The sequence below is a fragment of the Thermoanaerobaculia bacterium genome (assembly GCA_035593605.1).
Lineage (GTDB): Bacteria > Acidobacteriota > Thermoanaerobaculia > UBA2201 > DAOSWS01 > DAOSWS01.
Map to the genome: position 1 here is coordinate 9303 of DAOSWS010000007.1, position 25501 is coordinate 34803.

The 25501-nt window shown below is 53.4% G+C and carries 25 protein-coding genes; 17 read left to right on the plus strand and 8 right to left on the minus strand.

Going from position 1 to position 25501, the window contains the following annotated elements; all coding sequences use genetic code 11:
- Genes rsmH through PLD04_04605 form a run of 16 tightly spaced genes read left to right on the plus strand, consistent with a single transcriptional unit; the run spans position 1 to position 16607 of the window.
- Complete coding sequence (gene rsmH / locus PLD04_04530; GenBank protein HXK67586.1) at positions 1-900, plus strand: 16S rRNA (cytosine(1402)-N(4))-methyltransferase RsmH; 900 nt, start codon at positions 1-3, stop codon at positions 898-900.
- Positions 897-1229 (plus strand): hypothetical protein, encoded by a 333-nt coding sequence (locus tag PLD04_04535; GenBank protein HXK67587.1) that lies wholly within the window; start codon positions 897-899, stop codon positions 1227-1229. The genes rsmH and PLD04_04535 overlap by 4 nt, the downstream gene beginning before the upstream one ends.
- The gene (locus PLD04_04540; protein ID HXK67588.1) at positions 1219-2847 is read left to right on the plus strand and encodes a penicillin-binding protein 2; all 1629 of its coding nucleotides are present in this window, start codon (positions 1219-1221) and stop codon (positions 2845-2847) included. Before PLD04_04535 ends, PLD04_04540 begins: the two co-directional genes overlap by 11 nt.
- Positions 2837-4300, plus strand: coding sequence for a UDP-N-acetylmuramoyl-L-alanyl-D-glutamate--2,6-diaminopimelate ligase (locus PLD04_04545; protein ID HXK67589.1), 1464 nt, complete (start codon positions 2837-2839; stop codon positions 4298-4300). The genes PLD04_04540 and PLD04_04545 overlap by 11 nt, the downstream gene beginning before the upstream one ends.
- Positions 4284-5639, plus strand: coding sequence for a UDP-N-acetylmuramoyl-tripeptide--D-alanyl-D-alanine ligase (gene murF, locus PLD04_04550; GenBank protein ID HXK67590.1), 1356 nt, complete (start codon positions 4284-4286; stop codon positions 5637-5639). Before PLD04_04545 ends, murF begins: the two co-directional genes overlap by 17 nt.
- Positions 5636-6715 carry a phospho-N-acetylmuramoyl-pentapeptide-transferase gene (gene mraY / locus PLD04_04555; GenBank protein HXK67591.1) on the plus strand — a complete coding sequence of 360 codons (1080 nt, stop codon included), beginning with the start codon at positions 5636-5638 and terminating at the stop codon, positions 6713-6715. Before murF ends, mraY begins: the two co-directional genes overlap by 4 nt.
- Positions 6712-7989 (plus strand): UDP-N-acetylmuramoyl-L-alanine--D-glutamate ligase, encoded by a 1278-nt coding sequence (murD, locus tag PLD04_04560; GenBank protein HXK67592.1) that lies wholly within the window; start codon positions 6712-6714, stop codon positions 7987-7989. The genes mraY and murD overlap by 4 nt, the downstream gene beginning before the upstream one ends.
- Entirely contained in the window at positions 7974-9041 is a 1068-nt protein-coding gene (locus PLD04_04565) for a putative peptidoglycan glycosyltransferase FtsW (protein ID HXK67593.1), read from the plus strand. The genes murD and PLD04_04565 overlap by 16 nt, the downstream gene beginning before the upstream one ends.
- Positions 9038-10126 (plus strand): undecaprenyldiphospho-muramoylpentapeptide beta-N-acetylglucosaminyltransferase, encoded by a 1089-nt coding sequence (gene murG / locus PLD04_04570; GenBank protein HXK67594.1) that lies wholly within the window; start codon positions 9038-9040, stop codon positions 10124-10126. The genes PLD04_04565 and murG overlap by 4 nt, the downstream gene beginning before the upstream one ends.
- Positions 10113-11507 carry a UDP-N-acetylmuramate--L-alanine ligase gene (gene murC, locus PLD04_04575; protein ID HXK67595.1) on the plus strand — a complete coding sequence of 465 codons (1395 nt, stop codon included), beginning with the start codon at positions 10113-10115 and terminating at the stop codon, positions 11505-11507. Before murG ends, murC begins: the two co-directional genes overlap by 14 nt.
- Positions 11491-12177, plus strand: a complete 687-nt coding sequence (locus PLD04_04580) for a hypothetical protein (GenBank protein ID HXK67596.1) — start codon at positions 11491-11493, stop codon at positions 12175-12177. Before murC ends, PLD04_04580 begins: the two co-directional genes overlap by 17 nt.
- The gene (ftsA, locus tag PLD04_04585) at positions 12152-13372 is read left to right on the plus strand and encodes a cell division protein FtsA (GenBank protein HXK67597.1); all 1221 of its coding nucleotides are present in this window, start codon (positions 12152-12154) and stop codon (positions 13370-13372) included. The genes PLD04_04580 and ftsA overlap by 26 nt, the downstream gene beginning before the upstream one ends.
- Complete coding sequence (ftsZ, locus tag PLD04_04590) at positions 13369-14577, plus strand: cell division protein FtsZ (GenBank protein ID HXK67598.1); 1209 nt, start codon at positions 13369-13371, stop codon at positions 14575-14577. Before ftsA ends, ftsZ begins: the two co-directional genes overlap by 4 nt.
- Positions 14544-15305: a Sir2 family NAD-dependent protein deacetylase gene (locus tag PLD04_04595; protein HXK67599.1), complete on the plus strand. Its 762-nt coding sequence runs from the start codon at positions 14544-14546 to the stop codon at positions 15303-15305. Before ftsZ ends, PLD04_04595 begins: the two co-directional genes overlap by 34 nt.
- 39 nt (positions 15306-15344) lie before the next feature.
- Complete coding sequence (gene rph / locus PLD04_04600; GenBank protein HXK67600.1) at positions 15345-16118, plus strand: ribonuclease PH; 774 nt, start codon at positions 15345-15347, stop codon at positions 16116-16118.
- Between the two features lie 21 nt (positions 16119-16139).
- Positions 16140-16607 carry a hypothetical protein gene (locus tag PLD04_04605; GenBank protein HXK67601.1) on the plus strand — a complete coding sequence of 156 codons (468 nt, stop codon included), beginning with the start codon at positions 16140-16142 and terminating at the stop codon, positions 16605-16607.
- A 51-nt stretch (positions 16608-16658) separates the two neighbouring features.
- On the opposite strand, the gene PLD04_04610 is transcribed toward PLD04_04605, so the two are convergent.
- Together PLD04_04610 and PLD04_04615 are read right to left on the minus strand one after the other, a co-directional pair.
- Positions 16659-17981, minus strand: coding sequence for an SGNH/GDSL hydrolase family protein (locus PLD04_04610; protein HXK67602.1), 1323 nt, complete (start codon positions 17979-17981; stop codon positions 16659-16661).
- A gap of 16 nt (positions 17982-17997) precedes the next feature.
- A complete protein-coding gene (locus PLD04_04615; protein HXK67603.1) occupies positions 17998-19272 on the minus strand; it encodes an outer membrane protein transport protein in 1275 nt (424 codons plus the stop codon).
- A gap of 162 nt (positions 19273-19434) precedes the next feature.
- On the opposite strand from PLD04_04615, the gene amrS reads away from it, so the two are divergent.
- On the plus strand, positions 19435-20562 hold the full coding sequence (amrS, locus tag PLD04_04620) for an AmmeMemoRadiSam system radical SAM enzyme (protein ID HXK67604.1): 1128 nt from the start codon (positions 19435-19437) through the stop codon (positions 20560-20562).
- Between the two features lie 17 nt (positions 20563-20579).
- Here the strand turns inward: amrS and PLD04_04625 are convergent, their stop codons facing one another.
- The 6 genes from PLD04_04625 to PLD04_04650 all read right to left on the minus strand — a co-directional run bounded on the left by PLD04_04625 (position 20580) and on the right by PLD04_04650 (position 25489).
- Positions 20580-21467 (minus strand): phosphoribosylaminoimidazolesuccinocarboxamide synthase, encoded by an 888-nt coding sequence (locus PLD04_04625; protein ID HXK67605.1) that lies wholly within the window; start codon positions 21465-21467, stop codon positions 20580-20582.
- A gap of 61 nt (positions 21468-21528) precedes the next feature.
- A complete protein-coding gene (locus tag PLD04_04630) occupies positions 21529-22275 on the minus strand; it encodes an SDR family NAD(P)-dependent oxidoreductase (protein HXK67606.1) in 747 nt (248 codons plus the stop codon).
- Positions 22262-23272, minus strand: coding sequence for a hypothetical protein (locus tag PLD04_04635; protein ID HXK67607.1), 1011 nt, complete (start codon positions 23270-23272; stop codon positions 22262-22264). The genes PLD04_04630 and PLD04_04635 overlap by 14 nt, the downstream gene beginning before the upstream one ends.
- A complete protein-coding gene (locus tag PLD04_04640) occupies positions 23272-24627 on the minus strand; it encodes a hypothetical protein (protein HXK67608.1) in 1356 nt (451 codons plus the stop codon). Before PLD04_04640 ends, PLD04_04635 begins: the two co-directional genes overlap by 1 nt.
- Positions 24624-25007: a TraR/DksA family transcriptional regulator gene (locus tag PLD04_04645; GenBank protein ID HXK67609.1), complete on the minus strand. Its 384-nt coding sequence runs from the start codon at positions 25005-25007 to the stop codon at positions 24624-24626. The genes PLD04_04640 and PLD04_04645 overlap by 4 nt, the downstream gene beginning before the upstream one ends.
- A complete protein-coding gene (locus PLD04_04650; protein ID HXK67610.1) occupies positions 25004-25489 on the minus strand; it encodes a 23S rRNA (pseudouridine(1915)-N(3))-methyltransferase RlmH in 486 nt (161 codons plus the stop codon). The genes PLD04_04645 and PLD04_04650 overlap by 4 nt, the downstream gene beginning before the upstream one ends.
- Positions 25490-25501 lie beyond the last annotated feature (12 nt).

The following is a 25501-nucleotide window of genomic DNA, read 5'->3' on the forward strand; positions in this document are numbered from 1 at the left end:
ATGCATCACTCCGTCCTTCTCAATGAGGTCGTCGATTTTCTCCAGCCAGATGAAGGCCTCATCGTGGATGCGACTGTGGGACTCGGCGGTCATGCCGAAGCGATTCTCCGGGCATCCCCGAGAATCCACCTTCTTGGAATTGATCTTGACCCCCGTGCTCTCGAAAGCTGTTCCAAACGCCTGGCACCCTTCGGATCCCGTGTGCAGCTGGTTCAGGGCAATTATTCAACGATCAAGCAGTTCGTCGGGGAATCCGGGAGAGAGAGTGTGGAAGGTGTCCTTGCGGACCTTGGCCTCTCTTCGTTTCAGCTTTCCGAAGCGGAGCGTGGATTCAGCTTCGGGCTGGACGGTCCGCTGGACATGCGGATGGGTGAGGGAGATCTTCGCGCTGAAGACATTGTAAACACCTGGGATGTGACATCACTGGCCCGGATCTTTAGAGAATATGGGGAGGAACGCATGGCCTACAAAATTGCCAAAGCCGTTGTCGAACATCGCCCGATGCACTCAACGCGGGAACTGCGAGACCTTTTGCACAGGGTGAAGGGTGGGAGGGAGGCGAGGATCGATTCGGCAACCAGGATTTTTCAGGCATTGCGAATCGCGGTCAACCGTGAGCTGGACCATCTGGAACGATTTATCCCTTCAGCCGTTGAGGTCCTGGCGCCGGGAAGCCGATGTGCTGTTATTTCCTTTCACAGTCTCGAAGATCGAATTGTTAAAACACTCTTTCGGCACCTCTCCGGACAATGTGTATGTAACCGGGGACTCCTCTGTACCTGTGCCCCGACACAGGCTGTCTCGATCCTGACGCGGAAGCCGGTTCGACCTGCCGAAGAAGAACTTCAGAGTAATCCCCGCAGCCGCAGCGCCAAGATGAGAGTGGTCGAAAAACTGTGATCCCGCTGTATCTCCGCCCGGTGGACAATGTTTACCTCCGTCGGGAGCGGGATACTCGTGTCATCCCCTTTCTGATTGCCTCCCTTCTGGTTTTGCTTCCCGCCATTCTTCTCCTCCTCCTCCTGGTTCACTGGCAAAACGAAATTTACAAGATCGGATATGAGCTTTCGGTCCTGGAGCATAACCGTGCCAAGCTGGAAAATAGGAAACTGAGCCTTCTGGCCGAAAAAGAACATCTCTCGGCTCCTGCCCGCCTCGATCAACTGGCAATGGAACGGGGGCTGGTTCCTCCGGAACCTGAACAGGTGGTGATTCCCAGTGGACCGTAAGCGCCTTATTATCTTCCTCGCTTGTCTTTCCCTGTGGGGTGCCGTCATTCTCTGGCGGTTGGCCGATCTACAGCTCCTTTCCGGAGACCAGTACGCAAATGATGTTCTGAAGGCCCTGCAAATTGAAATTGAAGAAACTCCGCGCAGAGGGATGATCTATGACCGTGAAGGCCGGATTCTGGCCATGTCGCTTACGGTCCCGAGCATCTGTGCCTATCCTCCCTTTATTAAGGATGCCGACGATGTGGCATCCAGGCTTGCCCCTCTTTTGAAGGAGCGGCCCGAAAACATTCGAAAATCGATCCTGAGTCCGCGCCAGTTCGTCTGGCTGGCCCGCCAGGTTTCCCCTTCGACGGGGGATGCCATCTTTCGGATGAAGCTCCGGGGTGTCGGGATCCGATATGAATATAAGCGTATCTATCCCCATGGACTCCTTGCCGGAAAGGTTCTGGGAACGGTGGGTGTGGACCACCACGGACTCGGAGGGCTCGAATATGCATGGGATAAGCAACTGTCAGGTGTGCCGGGACGCCGCATCCTTCTCAAGGATGCACGCCGGAATGATATCGATCTCAACATGCTGGTCACGGCTCCCATCGAGGGACGGGATCTCCACACCTCCATTGACGCGGTAATTCAGCATCTTGCGGAAAAGGAAGCCATACTGGCTGCCGGCAACACCGGATGTATCGATATTTCTATCACGGTGATGGATCCGAGCAATGGAGAGATTCTTGCTCACGCCCTGGCACCGCCCACGGACCCATCCACCCCTGCGACTTACACGACGAACGGCCACCCCGACTGGCTGGCGAAAGGTGTGTACGAACCGGGTTCGACACTGAAACCCATGGTAGCCAGCTTTGCCTTCGAAGAGCATCGAGTGGATCCCCTCGAGTTGATCAACGGGGAAAATGGGGTCTTTGAATACAAGGGAAAAAGAATTCGAGACCATGAGCCCTACGGATTGATTACCTTTGAGGATGCCCTGATTCATTCCTCCAATGTTGTCTTTGCGAAGGTCGGGATGCGCCTTACTCCGGAGCGTTTTTACAGACGGCTCCAGGAATTGGGATTCGGGGATCGCACCGGCATTGATCTTCCAGGTGAGGAACGGGGCTTGTTCCCCCGATATGAAGACTGGCGGGAAAACACGCCGGCCTATATGGCACTCGGGCAGGAACTCGCCGTGACCAATGCCCAGCTTATTCAAGCCTACTCAGCGCTGGCAAGAGATGGGAGCAGTGTGGTTCCCCATTTCAACCGGGAGCTTGCACCGATTCAGCGAAGAATTATGGACGCGGACCATGTGGCCCGGCTCAAGATGATCCTTGTGGAAGTCACAAAGCGCGGAACGGGAATGAATGCGGCGCTCGCCTGGGCTCCTGTGGCCGGAAAGACGGGAACGGCCCAGAAACCCATTCCCGGACAGGGATATGTCCTGGGAAAGTATGTCTCTTCTTTTATCGGGTGGTTTCCGGTCGAGGAACCGAAATATCTGATACTTGTCATGTTGAACGAGCCCAGGGGCCGGTTCTACGGGGGCGATGTTGCTGCGCCGATCTTTCATCGGCTGGCCGATGCCATCTGTATTCGTGGGGAAATCCATGAAACTTGAAGCCCTCGTAAAGGGATGGAAGGTCAAAGGGTCCATACCTCAGAATCTGGAAGTTTTTTCGGTAGACGAGCGGGCATCCTCTCTGGAACAGAATTCTCTTTTTGTCGCCGTTTCGGGTACACGGAACCATGGACTCGATTTTGTCGAAGAGGCCCTGAAGCGCGGAGCCGCAGCCATCCTTTCCGATCGTGTCCCTTCGAAACCGCTTCCCGTGCCCGTTCTCCACTATTCCAATCCACGTTCCCTTATTTTACCTATGGAGCTGAGGCTGCGGAACCATCCGGAGCAATTCATGAAATTCGTTGGAATTACGGGAACGAATGGTAAGACGACGACAGCTTCTCTGGTTTCTCACGTGTTAGGCCCGGAGGCCGCGTACATCGGAACGACCCATGTTCAGGTGGGAAGAAAAACGAGGCCGGCACCCTATACGACTCCTCCTTCAAACGAGATCGCAGCGATTCTGTCTGAGGCGAAAGCGGCACCATGTTCGACCGTCGTCATGGAGGTCTCCTCCCATGCCCTTCAACAGGATCGCGTTAGGGGATTGCTCTTTGATGTGGGGGTCTTTCTGAATCTGCAGAGGGATCATCTCGACTATCACAGGACCATGGCCCGATACTTTGCTGCAAAGAAGAGGCTATTCCGGCAGATCGCTCCATCCGGACGAGCCGTCGTGAATGTGTCTGATCCATATGGGTGTCGGCTGGCAGCATCGATTCAACACGGACCGATCACGTTTGGCTGGAATCAAGGCAGTGACATTTACCCTCTCGATGTCCGATCAAGGAAGAAGGGAACCGATGTGACACTTCAGGTTCCCAATATGATCCTGAACATCGCTTCTCCATTGCATGGAGATTACAACGTCGAAAATCTGATGGCGGCCGTGGGAATCCTTTATACGCTAGGACGTGATCTGAAGGCTGATTCCAGAACCATTTCAACATTTCCCGGAGCCAGGGGAAGACTCCAGCGTGTACCGAATGAACTGGATTTAGACATCTTTGTCGACTATGCCCATACCCCGGAGGGAATCACCAAGGCTTTGACCGCAGTGAAGAAATCCCTGGGTAAGCGGATTATTTCCGTCCTGGGGGCAGGGGGAGACAGAGACCCCGGCAAGCGCGTTCTGATGGGCGCTGCCGCCGGCGAGATGAGCGATATCGTCATCATTACTACCGACAATCCCAGAAGTGAATCCCCGAGGGATATCGCGATGGAGCTGGTCCGAGGCGTGAAAAGGTCAGGGCAGGTAAAAGTGCTGACCATCCTTAATCGGTCTGAGGCCATACGGACTGCAATTCGAATGGCAAATCCAGGTTTTGTGGTCATGCTGCTGGGGAAGGGACACGAGTCCTATCAGATTGTCGGAAAGAAGCGGACACCCTTTAGCGATCATGACGAAGCCGTGCGTGCGGTACAGGAGATAGCCCATGCGGTTCACGTGTGAAGAAGTGACTCGTGTGACCCGGGGGAAACTCGTGGGGATGCCCTCCTGTGATGCACAAATGGAAGGTGTGGCCATCGATAGCCGGAATCTCCATCCCGGGCAGCTCTTTATTGCCCTGAAGGGTGAGCGTGCGGATGGCCATGATTTTCTATTGCAGGCGGAGGAGCGAGCTTCAGCGGTCATGGTGTCCCGGGGATCGACGTCCCGTCTTCCGCAAATTATCGTGGAAGACACGCACCGTGCGCTTCAGGATTTGGGAAGGCATGCGTATGCAAGGCTCAGGGGTGTTGTCATTGCCGTGACCGGGAGTGTCGGAAAAACAACGACAAAGGAACTTCTTTCCCTGGCCCTGAGCAAACCCGGAAGAACCGTGGCCGTATCGCCAGGAAATCTTAACAGTACGATAGGTCTTCCTTTGAGTCTATGCAATGTTCCGGAAGACGCCGATTATGTCATTCTGGAAATGGCAATGAGCCAACCCGGAGAACTGGATCGGCTCGGTTCGATTGCTCCGCCCCATATCCTTCTCTATACGGCAATTCGCCCGGCTCATACGGCCTTTTTTGCTTCCATGGACGAGGTGGCCCGTGCCAAGGGAGAACTTCTGCGGCACCTTATTGATTCGGGAACCCTTGTCTACAATGCAGAGGATCCGTACCTTCAAACCATTGCCGGAGAGTGGTCGGGCCCATCGGTTACCTTTGGTATAAAAAGGGGGGATCTGACTGGAACGGTGATCAACAGCCGCGGGTTTCTGGGTGCTGAATTGCAGGTGGCATCCCCCGGTTCAAGCACCGTTCTCACGTTGCCGGAAGGCCATGTTCCGGCAACAAACGTCCTTGCCGCCATGGCGGTTGGACATGCCATCGGTGAGTCCATGACCGAGTTGGCTGAAAGAATTCAAGGTTTCCGCCCCCTCCGGCATCGGGGGAACCTGATTCGTGCCGGGAATGGCATCACATTAATTGATGACTGTTACAACGCTTCTCCTTCAGCGGTTGAAGCCGCACTGGATCAGTTCAAAAGTACTCCGGTCAGGGGAAGAAAGATCTTTGTCTTTGGTGACATGAAGGAACTGGGAAAGAGGGAGGAAGAAGACCACAGGCATGTGGGAAGGCTTGCATCCTCCACCGTGCAGATCTTACTCTGCGTGGGCTCTCTTGCGCGTCTTGCAGGCGAACAATGTGGACCGGATGTTCAGACCTGCAATTTTTTGTCCGCAGAGGATGCCGCCCGTTGGGTTCGGAACCATGCTCAGCCGGAAGACTGGATCCTTGTGAAGGGATCTCGTTCCATGGGACTGGAGAGGGTCATCTCCTCATTCGAGGTGAAATCATGATCCTCCTGCTCCTTCCTCACCTGCGATCGTTTCATGGCGTCTTCAATGTCTTTCAGTACATCACATTCCGAATGGCGATGGCAGCTCTGACATCCATGGTCATTATCTTTGTCCTGGGTCCCTGGTTTATCCGTACCCTGAAATCTCTGCAGTTCGGCCAGGTAATTCGAAACGAAGGCCCCGATTCACATTTCCGTAAGGCGGGGACACCCACAATGGGCGGACTTCTTATCATGGTTTCGGCTATTGTTTCGATTCTCGTGTGGGCGGACCTGAATGTCATCTACACTCTCGTTCTTCTCATCGGAATGGCCGGCTTTTCTGCAATCGGCCTTATCGATGATGTGCTGAAACTGAGGCAGCGGCACAGCAAGGGGCTGTCCGCCAGAGGAAAGTTTCTGTTACAGATTGGATTGGCGGCTTTTCTCTGGTGGATCCTTCACGCATCCGCCATGCCTCATCTGGACACGCTTTTTCCCCCATTTTTCAAAGACTGGACGGTTGCTCTGGGAATTCTCTCGCTGCCATTTTTTGTCTTTGTCATGGTGGGAACGACCAATGCGGTGAACCTTACCGATGGACTGGATGGTCTCGCCATTGGATGCTCCATGATCGTAGCCGCAACCTATACGATCCTTGCCTATGTAAGCGGAAATGCCATTGCGGCTCATTATCTTCAGGTTGCCTCCATTCCGGGCTCGGGTGAACTCAGTGTCGTCTGCAGTGCTCTGGTGGGATCTGCTTTGGGTTTTCTCTGGTTCAACAGCCATCCCGCACAAATTTTTATGGGCGATGTCGGATCCCTGGGGCTTGGGGGAACGATAGGTCTGGCTGCTCTGATCACCAAACAGGAGCTTACCCTCGTTATCGCGGGCGGTGTCTTCGTGATGGAGGCGCTTTCTGTCATCCTGCAGGTGGGCTCTTACAAATTGTCCGGTCGCCGGGTCTTTCTCATGGCACCATTTCACCACCACTTTGAAAAGAAGGGATGGGATGAATCCAAAGTTGTCATCCGTTTCTGGATTCTTTCCATCATCTGCTCCCTTCTCGCTCTGAGTACGTTGAAACTGCGATGAGATATCTGGTACTTGGTTACGGAACAAGCGGCCGCTCTGTATGTCAGGCTCTCATACGGATGGGGGAAATTCCTGTGGTCGCGGATGACCGAGGCTCCTCCCTGGACCAGGCCAGAAAGGATGGATGCCTGGTTGCCCCGTTTGAAGATGCTTTGGCTCAAATTGACGGATTGATCGTTTCCCCGGGTGTTCCGCCCGGTCACCCCCTTGTCCGCGAAGCGGAGACCCGACGGGTTCCCATCGATACAGAGCTGAGCTGGGCCTGCCGGCACCTGAGCGGAGAATTCTGGGGTGTGACGGGGACCAACGGAAAGAGCACGACGGTTCACGTTCTGGCGTCTCTCCTGCGACACGCAGGCCGAAGAGCCGTCGCCGCGGGAAACATAGGAACTCCTCTTGCGGAATTTGTTGCACAACTCAACGTTCCTGAGATCTTTGTCTGCGAGTTGTCCAGCTTTCAGATTCATTACATGTCTTCCTTTCCGCTTACGACGGCAATCGTTTTGAACGTGACACCGGATCACATCAGCTGGCATGGAACTTTTGATGCGTACCGGGCTGCGAAGTTGAAGATCTTTCGCCTGGTCACACCGGAGGGGTATCGGATCTCGCACGCCTCTGTAAGCGTGGATGGCGTACTGACCTACGGACGTGATCCGCGATGCGATCTCTATGTAGGTGAGGATGAAATGATCTGGAACAAGACCGTCATGGCCCGGCGGGAAGATTTGCCGCTTCTGGGAGACCATAATTGGGAAAATACCGGTGCAGCCATGCTGGCCTGTTTTGTGAACGGTATCGACCCGGGTCTCGTTCGAGAAGGGCTCATGACCCTTTCCCCCCTGCCGCACCGGCTGGAAACCGTCGCCAGGAAGGCCGGGCGTATCTTTATCAATGATTCAAAAGCAACCAATGTGGATGCGGTATGTAAAGCTCTAACCGCATTTCAACAGAATAATGTCTGGCTGATCATGGGAGGGAAGGGGAAAGACGCGCCGTATGATCCTCTCCGAACTTCTGTTCAGAGGGTAGTTTGCGGCCTGATCGTCCTCGGAGAGGACGCCCCCCGTATCGTTCAGGAACTTGGAAGCGCCGCACCGGCCTGTATCCGGGTCCATACCCTGGATGAGGCCATGGATGCACTCATGCGGGAATCTTCTCCCGGGGATATTGTTTTACTCTCGCCCGGATGCGCTTCGTTTGATCAGTATCGGTCCTTTGAAGAACGTGGAAATCACTTTCGGGATCTGGTGGAGAAATGGCCAGAAAGCTAAAGACCAACCGGACCCTTATCGTTGTTATCTTTTTGCTCCTGGGCATTGGTCTCCTGACCGTGGCCTCTTCGGGGGCCCTGCTGAAGGGTACGGATCGAAATGTATTTTTCATCAAACAGGGTGCCGTTGCTCTTCTGGGGTTAATTCTTCTCTTTGCCGCGATGCGCATTCCCTACGACGCATATCTTCGCCCGCTGCCGGTTCGGATTCTGGGCGGTGCCAGTGTTGCGCTGCTTCTTTTGCTCTTTTTCCTTCCCAAATATAAGGATGCCTACCGCTGGATCGTTTTTCCGGGTTTCACGCTTCAGCCTTCAGAATTTGTAAAAATTTTCCTGCTCATCTACCTGGCCTACCGTCTGCCCCGGATCGATTTTTCTGGGGCGTGGTGGAAGGACGCAATCCTTCCCGCCGTGTTTACCGGTCTGATTGTAATGGAACCTGATCTTGGCACGGCCTTTATTATTCTGTCCATCACCGGTGTGATGTTTTTTGTGGCGGGGCTCCCAAGGCGATATGTGCTCCTCGCCTTTACGATGCTTTTACTCTTCCTTACTGCCGCGATCTTTTCCAAAGGGTACCGCTATGCGCGACTGACCGCATTCCTGAACATGGAGGCTCACGCAGATAAGGAGGCCTACCAGACGCTGCAGGCCATGAAGGCCATCGGAAGCGGGAAACTTATGGGTAAGGGGGTGGGGGGAAGTACACAGAAACTCTATTATCTGCCCCAACCCCATACAGATTTTGCCTTTGCGATTGTGGGGGAAGAACTGGGATTTGTCGGTGCCGTCAGTGTTTTGCTGCTTTTTGGCATCTTTCTCTGGCAGGGCCTCAAGGTGTCACGGGCTCACCCCAGACTCGAGGGAAGTTATCTGGCATTCGGGATTACGATCATTGTCGTGTTTCAGGCTCTGATTCATATCAGCGTGAATCTCGCCCTGATGCCTACCAAGGGGTTGGCTCTGCCTTTTATCAGTTATGGGGGATCTTCTCTATTGGCGACGTGCCTGATGGCGGGCATTCTGCTCAACATATCGGAGGAACGGGCATGAGTCGCCTCGTGCTGACCGGAGGAGGAACCGGCGGACACATCATGCCCCTTCTGGATGTGGGCGATGTCCTTTGCCAGAAAGGATGGAAGGTTCGTTTCATTGGAAGCCGGTATGGACTGGAAGGCAAACTCGTTCCCCAACGGGGTTACTCTTTGACACGGCTTCCGGTGAGGGGAATGATGGGCAGGGGGTTTGTATCACGAGCGGGCAGAGGTGTTCTTGTACCGATTGCGACAGCGATGGCGATTCTTGCCCTCGTCTTGTTCAGGCCGGACGCTGTCTTTTCTACGGGAGGGTATGCCGCCTTTCCCGTGCTGGCAGCCTGCAGAATCTGCGGAATTCCATACGTCCTGCTGGAACAAAACGCCTATCCCGGAAAGGTGAATGAGATTTTTGCAAAACATGCCCGTAAGGTATTTGTGGGATTTGAACCTGCAATCCGGTACCTGAATGGGGATGTGGAAATCACGGGGAATCCGGTATCTCCGGAATTTTTTCAGATTCCTCCCGCCGCTTTCCCGGATGGCCCGGTTCAGATGGTCATCCTGGGAGGTTCTCAGGGTTCCCGGGTTTTGAACCGTCTCATGGTTCAGAGTCTTTCGGCTATCCAAAGCTTGGGAATTTCCATCACTCACCAGACTGGCCCCGCTGAGCATGCAGGTGTGTCTTCAGCATACAGAGATCTGCAAATTCCCTCCAGGGTGGAAGCCTTTATTTACGGCATTCCCGAGCTTCTATCCCGTACCCATCTCGTCCTTTCCCGTGCAGGCGCCATGAGTGTCAGCGAGATCGCCGCTTCCGGGAGATCCGGTTTCTTTATTCCCTTCGCAGGGGCGTACCACGATCACCAGACCATGAATGCCCGCGCTCTGGTGGATGAGAATGCTGCATGGCTCCTCTCTGAGAGGGAAGCACAGGATGGGGCCTTTATTAAAGTACTCAAAGAAATACTCTCCGATCCGAACGAACTGGTTCGAAGGGGGAACCGTGCCCGGGAACTCTCCAATCCTCAGGCACTCTCCCGAATCACTTCGTTTCTGCTTGGGCTCGTTCAACCCGCGGGAGGCGCCCATGCTCTTTCATAGGATCAAAAGGATTCACATGATGGGGATCGGTGGCACAGGCATGAGCGGAATGGCTGAAATTCTTCTCTACCACGGATTTTCCATCAGCGGGTGTGACTCCGCAGAGCAGGAAATACTGGACCACCTGCGGGACCGGGGAGCCGTGATTTCAATCGGGCATAACCCGGATCATGTGATTGAAAGTGACGTGGTCGTCTACTCCAGTGCCGTCCCTACAGATCATCCGGAACTCGCGTTTGCCAGGAAATCAAGAATTCCAACGATCAAGCGGGCGGAAATGCTGGGAGAGCTGTCCAGGCTTCATGTCACCGTCGCCGTCTCAGGAACTCACGGAAAGACAACGACGACCTCTCTGATCGGATTTCTTGCTGATCGGCTGGAGCTGGACCCGACTGTAATTGTTGGAGGCCGTCTGATCTCCCTTCCCGGGCATGCTCGAGTCGGTTCCGGACCCATGGTGATCGAAGCCGACGAATTTGATCGATCCCTCCGTAATATTCATCCGACGCTTGCGGTGATGACCAATGTGGATCGGGATCACCTCGACTGCTATCGTGATTTTGCGGATATCTGCGAAACCTTTCTATCCTACCTCCAGCATGTGCCCTTTTTTGGAAAGGTAATTCTGAATGTGGACGATTCGGTGCAGACGTCATTTCTCCCCCAGATTAACCGGCCTGTAATCACGTATGGGACAGGGGGTCAGGTTGATTTCAAAATTTCCGAAGTTGAGAAAACAGAGGAAGGGACGTGTTTTACGTGCAGTGTAATTCCCGCAGATCAAAAGTACAGGGTGATGATTCCTCTCTTCGGGACCCATAATGTATACAACGCAACAGCCGCGCTGGCTGCTCTATGGGATCTGACGGGAAGCAAGGATCAACTGGCCGGCGCCGTACGTTTCATGAAAGATTTTCCCGGTGTATCCAGACGTTTTGAATCGATCGGCGCCATTGAAGGTCGACCGGTTATTTCGGATTACGCCCACCATCCAAGGGAAGTGCAGGCAGCTCTCGAAGCCGCAATGCAGGCTTTCCCGGGTCGTCCGGTGATCGCACTCTTTCAGCCCCATCTGTACAGTCGTACGCGATTGTTTTCCCACGAATTCTCCAAAAGTCTTATGGTCGCGGATCATGTGATTGTCCTTCCCGTATATCCCGCGAGGGAAGAACCCATCGTTGGAGTCACGGGGGAAAGCATTGTGCATGGGTTGCGGCTGGAAGGTCATGCCGGGGCGCTCTTTTTGCCCGATGTCGTTTCTGCAGTGGCAAAGGTGAAGCAATCCCTTCCCGAGGATGCGATTGTTCTGGCACTTGGTGCAGGGAGCATCCACATTCATCTGCTGCGTGAACTGGGAGGTGTCCATGCGAAAAAAAGATAGACCCTCCATTCTTCTGGCTTCTTTTCTTGCCTTTGCCATGGTTCCCCTTATCTCTTTGTCCATCCTGGGAATGCGGGTTTCCTCCATACAGATCGAGGGAATTACGGATCCCACACGAGTGCTTCTCATGAAACATCTTGAAAGACTGAAGGGGCTCAAACTCTTTTCCATAAACAGCGAGATGATTGAGCATCAGTTTGGCCATCGATGGGTTGTGTGTGAGTCCGTACGAAAGGTCATGCCGGGAAAAGTGATCATCAAGCTCAAACCGCGCATCGCCCTTGTGGATACGGGAGGAACCTGGCTCGATCGTGAGGGTAAGACGGTCATGCCTCAGCTGAGTCCGCCTCCACCCCTGTCACTCCAGGGAACCGTCACCTATCAAACACGGGAACAGCTTGTTACCCTGGCATCCAGTTACCCGGACTTTCTGGCTCAATTCCCCGTGATTCGAGTCCTGTCTTCCAGACACTGGATTCTTAATGATGACCATGGAAGCAAAGTCCATTTCGATCCCTTTCAACCCGATATCTGTATGACACGGTGGGAGGAAGTGGTTCCCGTTCTTCGGGATCTCCCTCAGGTTACGGATATCGATCTCAGATTCGCAGGACGGGCCTATCTCCGTTCTTCGGGAGGTGAAGATGAGCACGCTGCTGTCGGGCATTGATCTCGGATCCTCTGCCATTCGTGTTGTTGTGGCAGAGGTGTCGGATGACGGTACAATCACGGTAACCGGCCGCGGAGAAGTACCGACACCGCCCTCTGCCGCTTACATGGGAACGATCAGTAACCAGGAAACTTTTTCCAGTACCTTGCGGAAGGTGATAGAAGAAGTGGAGGTCATGGCCGGATTTGAAATTGATCGAGCCTTTGTCGGTGTTTCCTCCCCTCAGTTCGAAGGATTGAGAGCGATGGGAAAGACCCATGTGCAGGGGCGGCATCGGCGGGTAACCGAAGAAGATAAGAATCGGGTGCTGGATCACTGCACCTCGGTAAAACTTCCTGAAACGCACGAGGTGTTTGCCGTCATGCCGATGGAATTCCAGGTTGACGGCCAGCAGGGAATCCTGGAGCCGGTCAATATGGTGGGTCACGATCTTTCGGTACTTGCTCATATCATAACCTGCCCCAAGGGTCTGCCTTCCAATGTGGCCGCGATATGTAATGGCATTGGAATTCAGGTCATGGCTCTCATCTATGAGCCTATCGCGGCGGTAGAGGCTGTGGTGACGCAGGATGAACAGGATATGGGGTTTCTTCTCCTCGATATTGGATATGATACGACCCATGTGCTTGTGATGCGAAGGCAGGCGGTTCTGGCGAGTAAGGTCTATCGTGTCGGGGGACGTCATTTTACGACCGATCTGGCCCAGGTGCTTGGGATTTCTCAAAAAGAAGCGGAAACGATTAAAACGGCAAGAGCTTCCCTGATCAAGGATTCCATCGGAGAAGATGAAGCCATGGAGTTAACGACTGTAGGGCAGGGAAGGACCAAAGTCGTGACTCTGGCAAACATATCGGAAATTCTTTATGACCGTGCCGAAGAACTTCTTACCATGATCCATAAGGATCTGGCAAGACAGAGCCTGGATCAGGAAATCAAAGGAGGCTGCATCCTTGTGGGAGGGGGAAGCAAACTGGATGGTATCGCAGAATTGGTGGAACGAACCATGGGAACCAGTGCCCGTGTCGGCACCCCCCAGGACCTCCTTGGACTCACGGAGCTGATCAACAAGCCGGAATGGGCGACAGTGGTTGGGGTAATGCGCTACGGATACAAGCATCAATCAACCCTATGGAAAAAAGAGGAAGGTCTCTTTAAACGCATAACAGCGAAAATATTCAAAGGAGGAAAGAGATGATCATGTTGGACGATCAACCCCCGAAACAGCTCGCAATCGAGCTGGAAGAAAATGTGTGCCCCGCAAAAATTAAGGTAATTGGGGTGGGAGGGGGAGGCGGCAATGCCATCAACCGTATGATCCGCTCAGGGATCAAGGGAGTTGAATTCATTGCCGTCAACACAGATCTTCAGGATCTGAAGAAAAACCTTGCACCGACGAAGATCCAGATTGGAGCCAAGCTCACGCAGGGATTGGGAACCGGAGGTGATCCGACCCTCGGAAGAGAAGCCGCCATGGAAGACATGGACACAATTATGGAACATATCGAAGATGCCGATATGGTCTTCCTGACGAGCGGGATGGGAGGGGGTACCGGAACGGGAGCTCTTCCTCAGATTGCGATGCAATGCCGACAGCTGGATCGTCTCCTGACCGTGGCGGTTGTCACGCTTCCCTTCTCTTTCGAACTGAAGCTGAGGGCCCGGCGGGCTCAGGACGGCCTCGGAATCCTGTCGGAGAATGTGGATACTCTCATTAACATTCCCAACGACCGGCTTCTGGAGCTCACCGACAGAAACACTCTGCTATCCGAAGCTTTTGCCATGGCCGACGATGTTCTTCGACATGCCGTTCAGGGAATTTCGGATCTGATTGTCCATACGGGTACCATCAATCTCGACTTCAATGATGTTCGGAACATTTTGAAGGGCCAGGGAAAAGCCATCATGGGCATTGGTGAAGCCGTCGGTGACGATCGGGCGGTTGTGGCAGCCAAATCAGCAATCAGTTCTCCGCTTCTCACCTCTACGACCATTGAGGGAGCAAAGAGCATTCTGATCAACTTCAGCGGCAGGGATCTCAAGCTGATGGAATGCAGCGAAGCGTGCAAACTGATCGAAGAGATGGCCCATGAGGATGCGGAAGTCATGTGGGGAGTCGTCGAGGATGAAACTCTGGCTGAATCGATCAAGATCACCGTTTTTGCAACGGGATTTGACGGTAGCGCGATGAGAATCAAACCCAAGCCCGTAGCTCAGGTCAAACCTGGACCGATCTTTGCCCCGGTTGAAAGACCCGCGGAAGACCGGGCTGTTGTGGGAGGGAACTTTCAGTTCGCTTCCGTGGCCCATAAGGAAGAAGTGGAAGAAGAAACGGTCGCTCAGGATGAACTGGACCTCGAAAAACCGACATGGATGCGAAAAGGGAAAAAGAAGCTGTTCTGAACCTTACCCGATTGATTCAGGATTCTGTCCATACTACGGTGTTGACAGGGCCGGGACTGTCTCTTGAAGCGGGTATCCCCGGATTGTGGGGGATGACGGGAGCCTGGGAAGGCCTTCCCGTATTTCGCTATGTAACGGCCCGTCGATTAATGGAAGATCCCCGGGCTCAATGGGGTCTCTTTCGCGATCTGCATCGGCAGGCAAGGTCTGCGAGACCAACACCCATGCACTATGCACTGGCCAGGCTTGAAGCTTCAGGGGATATCGACTGGATCCTGACCCTGTCCGTAGATGATCTTCTGGAGAAGGCCGGATGCCGACGTGTCGTTCATCTATTCGGACGCCTTTCCCGTTTGCGATGTTCCCTGTGCGAAAAGGTGTCGAATGAAGTCGGGGAAGAGAGGCTCTTACCGGCCCCCTGTTCGTGTGGTGGTCTGTTCCGGCCAGACATCACGCTGGGGGATGAAACTCCGGATTCCTCCATTCTTTCCCGAGCTGTTTGCATTGTAAAACATACCCAACTCCTCCTTTGTATGGGGGTGACCGGTCTCGTGCCTCCGGTCACTCTGTTGGCGCACGCCGCCGCCTCGGGAGGTGGAAGGACCCTCTATGTGGAATCGGGGGTGACCTCCTTCCCCCGGAATGTGTCGTCCTTCCACCTCCGCCTTCCTTTTCAGCCATCGAAACCATCCGGTACACGAAGTCTTTCGCCCTCTTCGGGCTATTGAACGCTTGACGGAGGAGGGTGGAGCGAGTAGCATTAAAACATGAGGCACGAACGAGACCTTCTTGATATCCGTCCCATACGTTTTGATCTGGATTTTTTAAAATACCCTGATGGTTCCGTCCAGGTGTCCATGGGCGACACAAGGGTGATATGCACGGTCATGGCCGACCCAAAGGTGCCGCCCTTTGCGCAGGAAATGGGCCGCGGATGGATTACATCGGAATACGCCATGTTACCCGGATCGACGGACACCCGATCTTCGCGGGATGTTCAAAAAGGTCGTCCGAATGGAAGGAGCGCAGAAATTCAGCGTCTTGTAGGGAGAACGCTGCGTTCCGTAACGGAATTGCGCCTCATTCCGGAACGGACACTCTGGGTCGATTGTGATGTCATTCAGGCCGACGGAGGAACGCGAACCGCAGCGATCAATGGTGCCTTTGTTGCCATGAATCTTGCCTTCCTGAAGTATATCCAGCGCGGAGATATAGTCCGATGGCCCTTTTCTTCGTGGCTTGCGGCCGTGAGTGTCGGTGTCGTGGAGGGTCAGGTCTGTGTGGATCTCGATTACCGAGAGGATTCACGGGCTGAAGTCGATTTGAATCTCGCGGTGACCTCCAGCGGTGACCTTGTCGAGATTCAGGGAACAGCCGAGTCCGAGCCCATTTCCTTTCCCACTTTTCATACCATGGTGGAAGCAGGAATTCAGGGGGCCCGAACCATTATGAAAGCACAGCGTACGGCCCTCGAAGAAGCATTTCAGGAGTTGAAACCGGAAATTCGAGCCCTGATTCCGGTGGACTACCTGTCGCTTTGATCTTTCCGTTCCAGGTCCTCCATGCCTGAATGCACTGAAATTCATCTGCCGATTCTTGCATTCGTGGTTACGGAGGATAGTGTAAATACGGTTATTAAAGAAAATCATCTTCCCTTCCGGGTTATCCTGGAGAAGGAACGATTAATTCTTGCTTATGAAGGAGAAGACCACCAGGGGGGGGCCACATTCCAGGTGTTTTTCAGTGCTCTTGAGCTTCACTATCCGGAGATACATGCGACGATTGACCGCGTTACAGCCATGCATCGTCTTCCGGTGCCCAGATCAGCTCTTCACCTTGTTACCCGCCGTTACCCCTTCCTTTCCTTCAAAGAAAACAATCTGGTAATTCACCTCGAATCTCTGATTCCTGACGGAATCTCCTGTCAATCGGGTTCTTTCGAAATAGACTGGGGTTTACTCTCCATAACGGTAACCGATCTCCGGGTATCCACACGTTTGATTCGAGCTGCTTCTTCTGAAAATCCTTAAAAAAAACGGGGGACTGAAGTCCCCCGGAGAATAGACCATCAAACTGAAAATTTACTGCAATTCCCGGTACTGTTTGATATTCTTACAGTGTTGGGTCATGATCAAAATGGAAGCGCGCAGATCATGAACCTCAACGTCAAAAGAATTACTCCTGGCATGTGGACAGCAGGGCGGGAAGAAGTAATCTGAAAGAGGCACGGGCTCAATTGCGTGTCCGTACCCGTCGTTGATTGCCTCGATGAAGGCATTGGCGGCCAGCGCATATCCCAGACCGGTTAAATGGAATCCATCGTAGGAGAAGAGCCCTCCGGTCAGAAATTCTGTGTTGAAGGTCATCCCGGCAATTTCAATGCCGTGATGCAGTGCAAGTTCGAGCAGGGCCGCAAAATCATAGACCGGGATCCCGTGGGAAGAAGCCACGGCCTGTATGGAGTTGTTGAAATCCGCAACATACTCCTGAATTGTGGCAGTTTCCGCAGGAGTAAGAACAACTTCTGCCGGAAGCGGGATTCCTGTACCTCCAAGGGTTGCGGGAATGCCGTAGCCCATCTTGATGTAATCAAGCGCCGTCAGTAATACAAAGGTGTCAGGAGTGATGAAGATTCCACCCCCGTCATTTTGACCAAGAAAGGTCATAGGGCTGCCATCGGGGCCGATAACGGCCTCTCCGGTGGATGGATTAACAAGATAGGGAGGAACCGTGGTCACAAAGGGAAGTGTCGTTACGTCGGGTATGTTGCCTGCGACGATATCGGCGCTGGACCCTGCTGTCAGCGTGTCCATCAGATCCGCGTATTGAGCGGCAAAGACATCTTTGGGTGTCAGGGTGACCCCGGGGATTGCCGTTCCCATCAGAGCAGCTCCCAGTGCATCATTGTTTCCAATCCATACCAGCAGTAAGTCCGGCTGGAGGGAGAGAGCCTGCTGGACCTGGGTTCCAAGGCCCCGAAGGATAAGGTCGTGCATGCCGCCCTCATCGGTAATTGTGTTCAGGCAGTTATTTAGAGTCGCACCGGGAACCCCGAGATTGTCGTAGGGACGGGCCAGCGTAAGGTTCAAAGGAACGCCCCATTCGGTCGGATCATCGGTAATGGCCTCAATCGTGGGAGAGAGCTGGCCTGTTTCAGAAAGAAGGCCATGGAGTTCAAGGAGCGCCGGCAGGCCCGGTTCCGAAATCAGCGGTAGTTCGAAGGGCGAAATTCCCAGTTGACGCGCGACTAGTGCCGGGTACGAATTCAGTTGATTGGTTTCAACGAGCCCACCGGACATGAAGCCGGCCGTGAGGCTGTCGCCGATGGCAACGACCTTGGAATACTGTCCGAATCCGGAAAGACTCAAGCTAAGGATTACGAAGGCGAAAAGAAGTCTCTTCATGGATGTGCCTCCTTTTTCAGAAGCTGTAGGTGAAAGCTACACCGAGCAGATGGGCTGACGATGAAAAGGTGCCGTAATATTGATCCTGGCTTACCCCTGCCGTGTCACTTTCGTCAAAGGTGAGGTACATGTATCCAAGGTCAAAGATAAAGGACCCGGATGTGTATCCAAACCCGGCACAGTAACCTGTGCGATTGGAATCGGGAAGAACGGGGCCCACATCCCACAGAGGCTGGGGAGATTCGTCATAAACAATGCCCCCGCGCCATGCCAGCGCGTCATTGGGCCGGAATTCAAACCCGAACCGATAATTGTAAACATCCTCCCAGTCGGAAACGCGAACGGTGCCGAGCTCGGGGTCGTCTGTAATCTCCAGCGCGAGCTGGTCGAAGGAACTCCATCCGGCATAGTTGACATCGACTTCAAAGGTCCAGCGATCTATGGCTGTTGTGGCCAGCCCGATGGAGGCGACCGCAGGAAATTCAATCGATGTTGCCGCGTCGTGTTTCCCCCAGGGGATCGCCTGGCTGACAATGGCGTCAAAGTCTGCAAATCCCGTTGGAATCTGGGTGAATTTGGCGGTCCCGTCGAAATCGATATCAATGGCAGAATGATAGGAAAAGCCGAAAGACCAGTTGGAATTAAACTTGTAGAGAAGGCCGAAGTCGTATCCGATCCCCGTGTCCATACCGCCATCCATGCGGACGTGTCCGACATTGGTGATCATTTGCGTATAGGGGTTGATGGAGGGAACATACTGTTCCAGGGATACTTTGGCGCCGAAATAACTGATTCCAAAGGCAATAGAAAAATTATCCTGCGGTTTGTAAGCAATGGTGGGCTGAACCTTTCCAGCCCGGATCGCAGCCAGTGTCGAAATGTATCGGCCCGTAAACTGGGATGGATCTTCCCATCGGGTTCCGAGGCCGAATGGATTGTATGACCCTACGGCAAACGTCCATCGATCATTCAGAGGGTATACGATCGTACCGTTGCTGGGAAAAAATTTCTGATCCGGCATGGATTCTGAAACGCCATACCCGGGATAGGGGCCGACGCCGTCAAAGTCTGCGCTCGGCAAAATGGCCGTGGTTCCCATATAGAGGGACCGTTTCTGAAAGGCAATTCCTGCAGGGTTGTAAAAGAGGGCGGACGGATCATCCGCCTGTGCGGTAAAGGCTCCTGCCATACCTGTGGCCTTGGCGCCGTGTTCAAAAAGCCCGAACCCGGAACCGAACAGGAGTCCAGACATGAAACATAGCCCGGCAATGACCAATACTTTGGACCTCATAGCTCCTCCTTAGAAGTTAGGTATATGCTCGTAAACCATGGAGTGCCCCTAGCGTACCCCTATCCGGTCGGAATGTCAATAAGAGCCTTTAGTTATGTGGCTTTTTTCACAATTTACGTTCATCCACCGGCACTGGAGCGGCTCTGGTATCATAGGTATACAATGGTAACAAGGCGATCCTTTCTTTCCATGAGTGGATGTGCCTGTCTCGCCACGATGGCTCCGGCACAGGCACAAGACCAGGCCCCGGTACTGGTCCGTGACCCGGATCGTGAGTTTCCACCTCAGGAAGCGCGCTGGTACAAAAAGTTACCGGGAAAGAGAGTGGAGTGCGAGCTGTGTCCGAACCGTTGCCGGGTTGCGGACCGGGAGCGCGGGACATGCGGTGTCCGGGAAAACCGTGACGGTACCTACGTTACACTCATTCATTCAAGAGTCTGTTCGGTTCATATCGATCCCATTGAGAAAAAACCGCTCTTTCATTTTCTTCCCGGTACATCTGCATTGTCCCTCGCGACACCGGGATGCAACATGTGGTGTAAATTCTGTCAAAACTGGCAAATTTCCCAGTTTCGTCCTGAGCAGATCGACTGTATTCATGCGACCCCGGAAACACTTGCCCTTTCAGCTCGAAAATCAGGGGCCCCTACCCTGGCGTACACCTATACGGAGCCGGTTGTCGGAGCGGAGTACGTGTTCGATGCTGCGTCGGCTGGAAAACATCACGGATTGCGCAGTGTGATGATTTCAAACGGATACATAGAAAAGGACCCCCTCAAGGAACTTCTCGCGGTTCTCGATGGAGTCAAGATCGATCTGAAGGCCTTTTCCCAAAAATTCTACGAAGAGATAACGGGTGGAAAACTCGAAGATATTCTCAAGACCATTCTCGCCATTAAATCCTCCAGGACCTGGCTCGAGCTGGTCGTTCTCATCATTCCCACCTTGAACGATTCGAAAGAGGAAATTCAACAGATGGCGCGCTGGATCATGAAGAACCTGGGTCCCGACACCCCCGTCCACTTTACGAGATTTCATCCCACCTATCGGATGAAAAACCTCCCTTCCACACCAATCGCGACGCTGGAGCAATGCAAATCTGTTGCAGATCGGGAAGGCCTAAACTTTGTCTATATCGGAAATGTACCGGGTCATCCTGGAGAGCACACGTTCTGCCCGAAATGCAAGAAGCCGGTGATCCGGCGGTACGGCTTCACCATCCTCAGCCAGTCAATCCGAAATGGAGCCTGTGCCCATTGCGGAAAGACTCTGCCGGGTGTCTGGTCCTGAGAGGAAAGGATGTTGCCTCAGGCCGGAGGATTTTCTCCGGTAATCGCACGATAAGCCTCGCGGTACTTATCCAGAGTGCGGGCAATGACCTCGGGAGGCAGAGGAGGAGGCGGCGACGATTTATCCCACGGGGTGGATTCGAGGAAGTCGCGAACAAACTGCTTATCGTAACTGGGCGGGGAAACCCCGGGTTGATAACTTTCTTTAGGCCAGTAGCGGCTGGAATCGGAAGTGAAGATTTCATCGATGAGAATGATTTCACCACCCGAAACGCCAAACTCAAGTTTGGTGTCCGCCAGAATGATGCCGCGGTTCAAGGCATATTCTGAAGCCTGCCGGTAAAGAGTCAGGGTCAATTCCTTTAGCCGTCCAGCGGTCTCGACCCCCACCAGCTGCTCCATTTTTTCAAAAGAGATGTTCTCGTCATGACCTTCATCTGCCTTCGTGGCGGGAGTGAAGATCGATTCCGGCAGCCGGTCGGCCAGGCGAAGACCCCCGGGAAGAGAAATACCGCAAACAGCTCCGGTCTTCTGGTAATCCTTCCACCCGCTGCCCACGAGGTATCCCCGGGCGACGCACTCGACGGGGATCACCTCTGTTTTGCGCACGAGAATCGATCGCCCATACAGCAGGTCACGATAGGGAAACAACCTTTCGGGAAACTTCTCGAAATCGGTCTCAATCAGATGGTTGTGAATTGTGGACTCAAACTGGCGAAACCAGAAGTTTGAGAGCTGGGTCAGCAGAATGCCCTTACCGGGAATCCCCGGTTCCAGGACAAAGTCAAAGGCGGAAATTCGATCCGTAGCGACAAAGAGAAGGCTGTCGCCAAGATCGTATACGTCGCGCACCTTGCCGCGCTTGAACAGAGGAAATGTAAGATCGGTGGAAGTGATGGCGTTCATGGTGTGGATTGTAGCAACAGTAAAAAAAAATGCAAGTTCACCATTGGTAGATCAAGCCGGTTCAGCCACCAATAAGAACCGCGCCTCCGTTTACGTCCAGGGTGGCTCCGTTAATATGGCGGGCCCAGTCACTGACAAGGAAAAGAATGGGGTAGGCAATGTCTTCGGCGATGGGGATGCGCCGCAGCGGGATCGTGGATGTGATTGCCTCTCTGCGTTCGGGATCACGCAGTGTCCCTTCACTCATGGGTGTGTCTACCCATCCCGGAGCCACAACGTTGGTTCGGATCCCGTGGGGTCCAAGCTCGGCGGCGAGAGACTTTGCCAGAGAAATGAGCGCCCCCTTTGTGGCTGCATAGTGGCCGTGATACGCCTCGCCGCGACGCGCTGCAGTGGAAGAAACGAAAATGATTACTCCTGAACCTCTGGCCTTCATCCCGGGGACCAGCGCATTGGTAAGGTATCCCACCGCGTCAAGGTTCAAAGACATCATCTCCCGCCAGGTTTCCCACGCCATGGCACCCATGGTGCCGTCGTTCCAGATCCCGGCATTGTGAACTACGATGTCCGGAACGACATCGGCTTCACTCAGTGCGCGTAATACCTGGTCCCATCCTGAACGGTCACGAAGATCGGCTCGAATACAGGGAGCTCCGATGTCTCGGGATAGAGCTTCGGCGCTCTCCTGATGTCGATAATACGTGAACCAGGGTGTGATCCCTTCCCTGGCAAAAATTTCAACCGTGGCTTTTCCTATGCCCAGGGATCCTCCTGTGATCAGGGCGGTCTTACCCTTAACATTCAGCATGGATACCTCCAATCAAACTGGTCAGGGATGCCAGCAGGTCCTCAGAATCGAGATGGCGGCGTGTTTCCGTATGGAGACGGCCCAGGGAGATCATGATCCGCTCCAGCTGATCCGGGGAATAGGTCTGGACTGCCGCATACAGGTAGTACATGTAGTAGGGATTGTGCCAGTTTCGGGCCAGAGCGTCATCGAGCCCTGCGACAGCTTTCCTCTTCTCTTTAAGGTTGGGATGCAGATCATGGATGAACGCATTACGGGAAAGATTTCGTTTATCGTGCGGGATGAATCGTGAGAGAATCCACAATCTCCTGATTTCGCTGGATACCTGGGCAAAGATCGCCTGATGGTTGATTCCATGTTCTAAAAGCCTTCGGATACATCGTCCCAGGTCAGAAGGATTCTTCTTTCGAAGCGCGTTCTGAAGGCCAAAATCCTCCAGGCTGTCGTCCGCAACCAGGGAGATCACATGGTCCTTCTCGATCACATTTCCATCGGCAAATGCAGCCAGTTTGTCTACTTCCTGTGTCAGTCTCCCTGTGTTATCCCCGATTCGTGAAAGGAGCTCATTTCGAGCGTCACGATCCATCGATGCATCGGCACGGGCAAGGGCAGCATCCAGAAGATTCTGGAGGGCATGTTGAGAATCATTACCTTTGCCTGTTCCCACTTCCAGGAAAGTGCCCATTTCTTTCAGTTTATCGATCAGAGGGTGCTTCCGTGCCGATGTGGCACATAAAACAAGGGTATGACGGAGATGATCCTCAGTCAGAAGAGTCCATAAACGGTCAGCGAGACAGGGCTCTCCCTCGAGAAGATTATCTTCCGTGTAAAGGTAGGTGTGCTTTGTCCCGAGCAGGGAAAGGGAGGAGAGGCGAAGTAAAAATGTCTCCCGGTCCCATGAGTCGGGGACCCTGACTACGTTTCCCGTCTCCTCGGCTTTATTGGAGGCTACGCTAAGCCCGAGCTCGCGATCCGGTGCGACCACCAGCCAGATCATCAGGCTCCTGTGAATCGAATAGGATAGGGGTTCAGGCCCAGATCAGTGGGTTGTGTCTTTTCTTCAGGATAGTCGACTTCGATGGAATTCCATGACCCGCAGCGCGGGCAACGATCCGACCAGGTTGCTGTTCGCAACTTACATTCCGTGCAAAAATACTCGGTTTTCAGTGCCCCAATTTCGGAAATCACCCGGCGAAACGCCGCTGTGGCCTTCTCCGGCTTACCGGTACGTTCCTCCAGTACACCGATCAGATAATTCAGTGTCGGAGATCGGAACACTCTGGGCTTGATAAGATTAAACTCGCGAAGTGCCTCATCATGCATTTCAAGCCGGTAGTAGAGTCGTCCGAGGAAAAAACGGGGGATCGTGTCATTTTCCGAGGAATAAACAATATCGGCCAGAGTCTCAATGGCCTTTTCCGGTTGTTCCCGGTCCAAAAAGAGATCGGTGATCCGGTGAAGGAGAATAATCGCGTGAGTTTTTAAAAATCCTTCACGCCAGATTGAAACTGCCTTTTCTGCTTCATCTTCCTTGATATAAAGATCCCCGGTCATAACCCATGCGGGAATAAAGTGCGGGTGGTCTTTCTGAAGTACTCTCAGGATTGTAAGGGCAGGACGAAGGTTGTTCCCCGCAATGAGGTCCCGAGCCTGTTCATACTGCAGACCCACAAGCATGCGCCGATGGTCTCCCTTGTCCGCAGTCCGTGCCATGATCTTCTTCTCAATGGCAATGCTGTCCTTCCAGTCCCTCCGCGCTACCGCCAGGTTTCGTCTGAGTGTCATAATGGAAGTCTCAAGACCAGGAATGACGGGAAGGGAATCGATCAGCTTCTGGGCTTCATCCAACTGGTTTCGGCTAATCAATTCCGAAGCAAGCACAAGTTTTACGCCAGTAAATTCCGGGTATTTTGCGGTAAGTTCCTGTAAGCTTTCTATCGATTGGTCCTGATCATCCGGAACTGCTCCCACACAACGGGTAAGGAAAGACAGAAGAGGATGGTCCTGAGATCCGGCCAGGATTACATTTGCGGAAGGAGGTTCTGTTCTCCTGACCAGGATAGACCACACGAGCAGGGCAATCTTATCGTGAACCGACATTTCCCTCTGAAGAGTCGCTTTCGATTTTCGAGACTCACGGTCTCTTCTCCAGGATTCGAGGAGAAAGCGCAGGCCCATCGTGACAAATCCGGCCAGAAAGGCCAGGAGAATAAAGACGCCAATCGTCGTGGTGCTGGTTCGCGATAAATAAAAAGGTTCCCGGAGACTGTCGTAATTCAGAAAGGTAACATAGACACCGTAGATGACCACCAGCAAAATGAGAGTGGTGATCACTACTTTCCAGGTTTTCACGGGATCAGACCCTTTTCCTGAAGTTCCTGGCAGCTGACGCAGTGTCTGGCCCATGGAATTGCGTTAAGACGAGCTTCCTGAATGGGCTTGGAGCATTCGACACAAAGGCCGTAATTCGAAGATTCCATGCGTTTCATGGCTTCATCGATAAGCTTCAGAAGCTTCTGTTCATTATCCGTCAGTTGATAATGAAATTCTTTTTCATAGCTGGACAGGGCCTTATCGCCTGAATCAAGAGCGTTGGCTGCTGTTCCGATCTCCTCTTCCACCCACTCTTTCTCACTGCGGATGATCTGTTCTCTCCGCTCCTCCAGCATCGCTCTATATTTCTTTAATTTCCTTGAATCCATGGCAATGATCCTCACGTCGTTATTATTCATCCGCCCGTTTCCCGCTGGGCCGTCTTATGGTACTTGATTCCATGCCGAATGGTCAATGCCCTGTAAATCTGTTCGTAGAGCATGAGCCGGCAGAGAGTGTGGGGAAAGGTAAGCCCGCTTAGGGATAAGACGTGGTCGGCCTTTGCGAGAATGTCGTTATGGAGCCCGGCGGCGCCCCCAATGAAAAAGTGCAGTTCATGAGGAGGAGTTTCCAGCCAGTGGTTGAATTGCGCAAACCATAGATCGTTTTTCAAAGATTTTCCATCTCTCGACAGAATGATCCGTTGACCGGACGGAGGCCACCGTTTCAGGATTTGACGGGCCTCTCCTGCTATGGCCTCCAGACCGTCTCCCGCTCCCTTTATCCGGTGCTCTGAAAAGGAGGACATGGTTTGGATCCGTTTCCGGTATACGGTAAGAGCTTCATCCAGTGTCGAAGATTTTGAGGTGGAAACAAAGGTTACGGAAATGGTCAATCCCATCGATCACGGTTC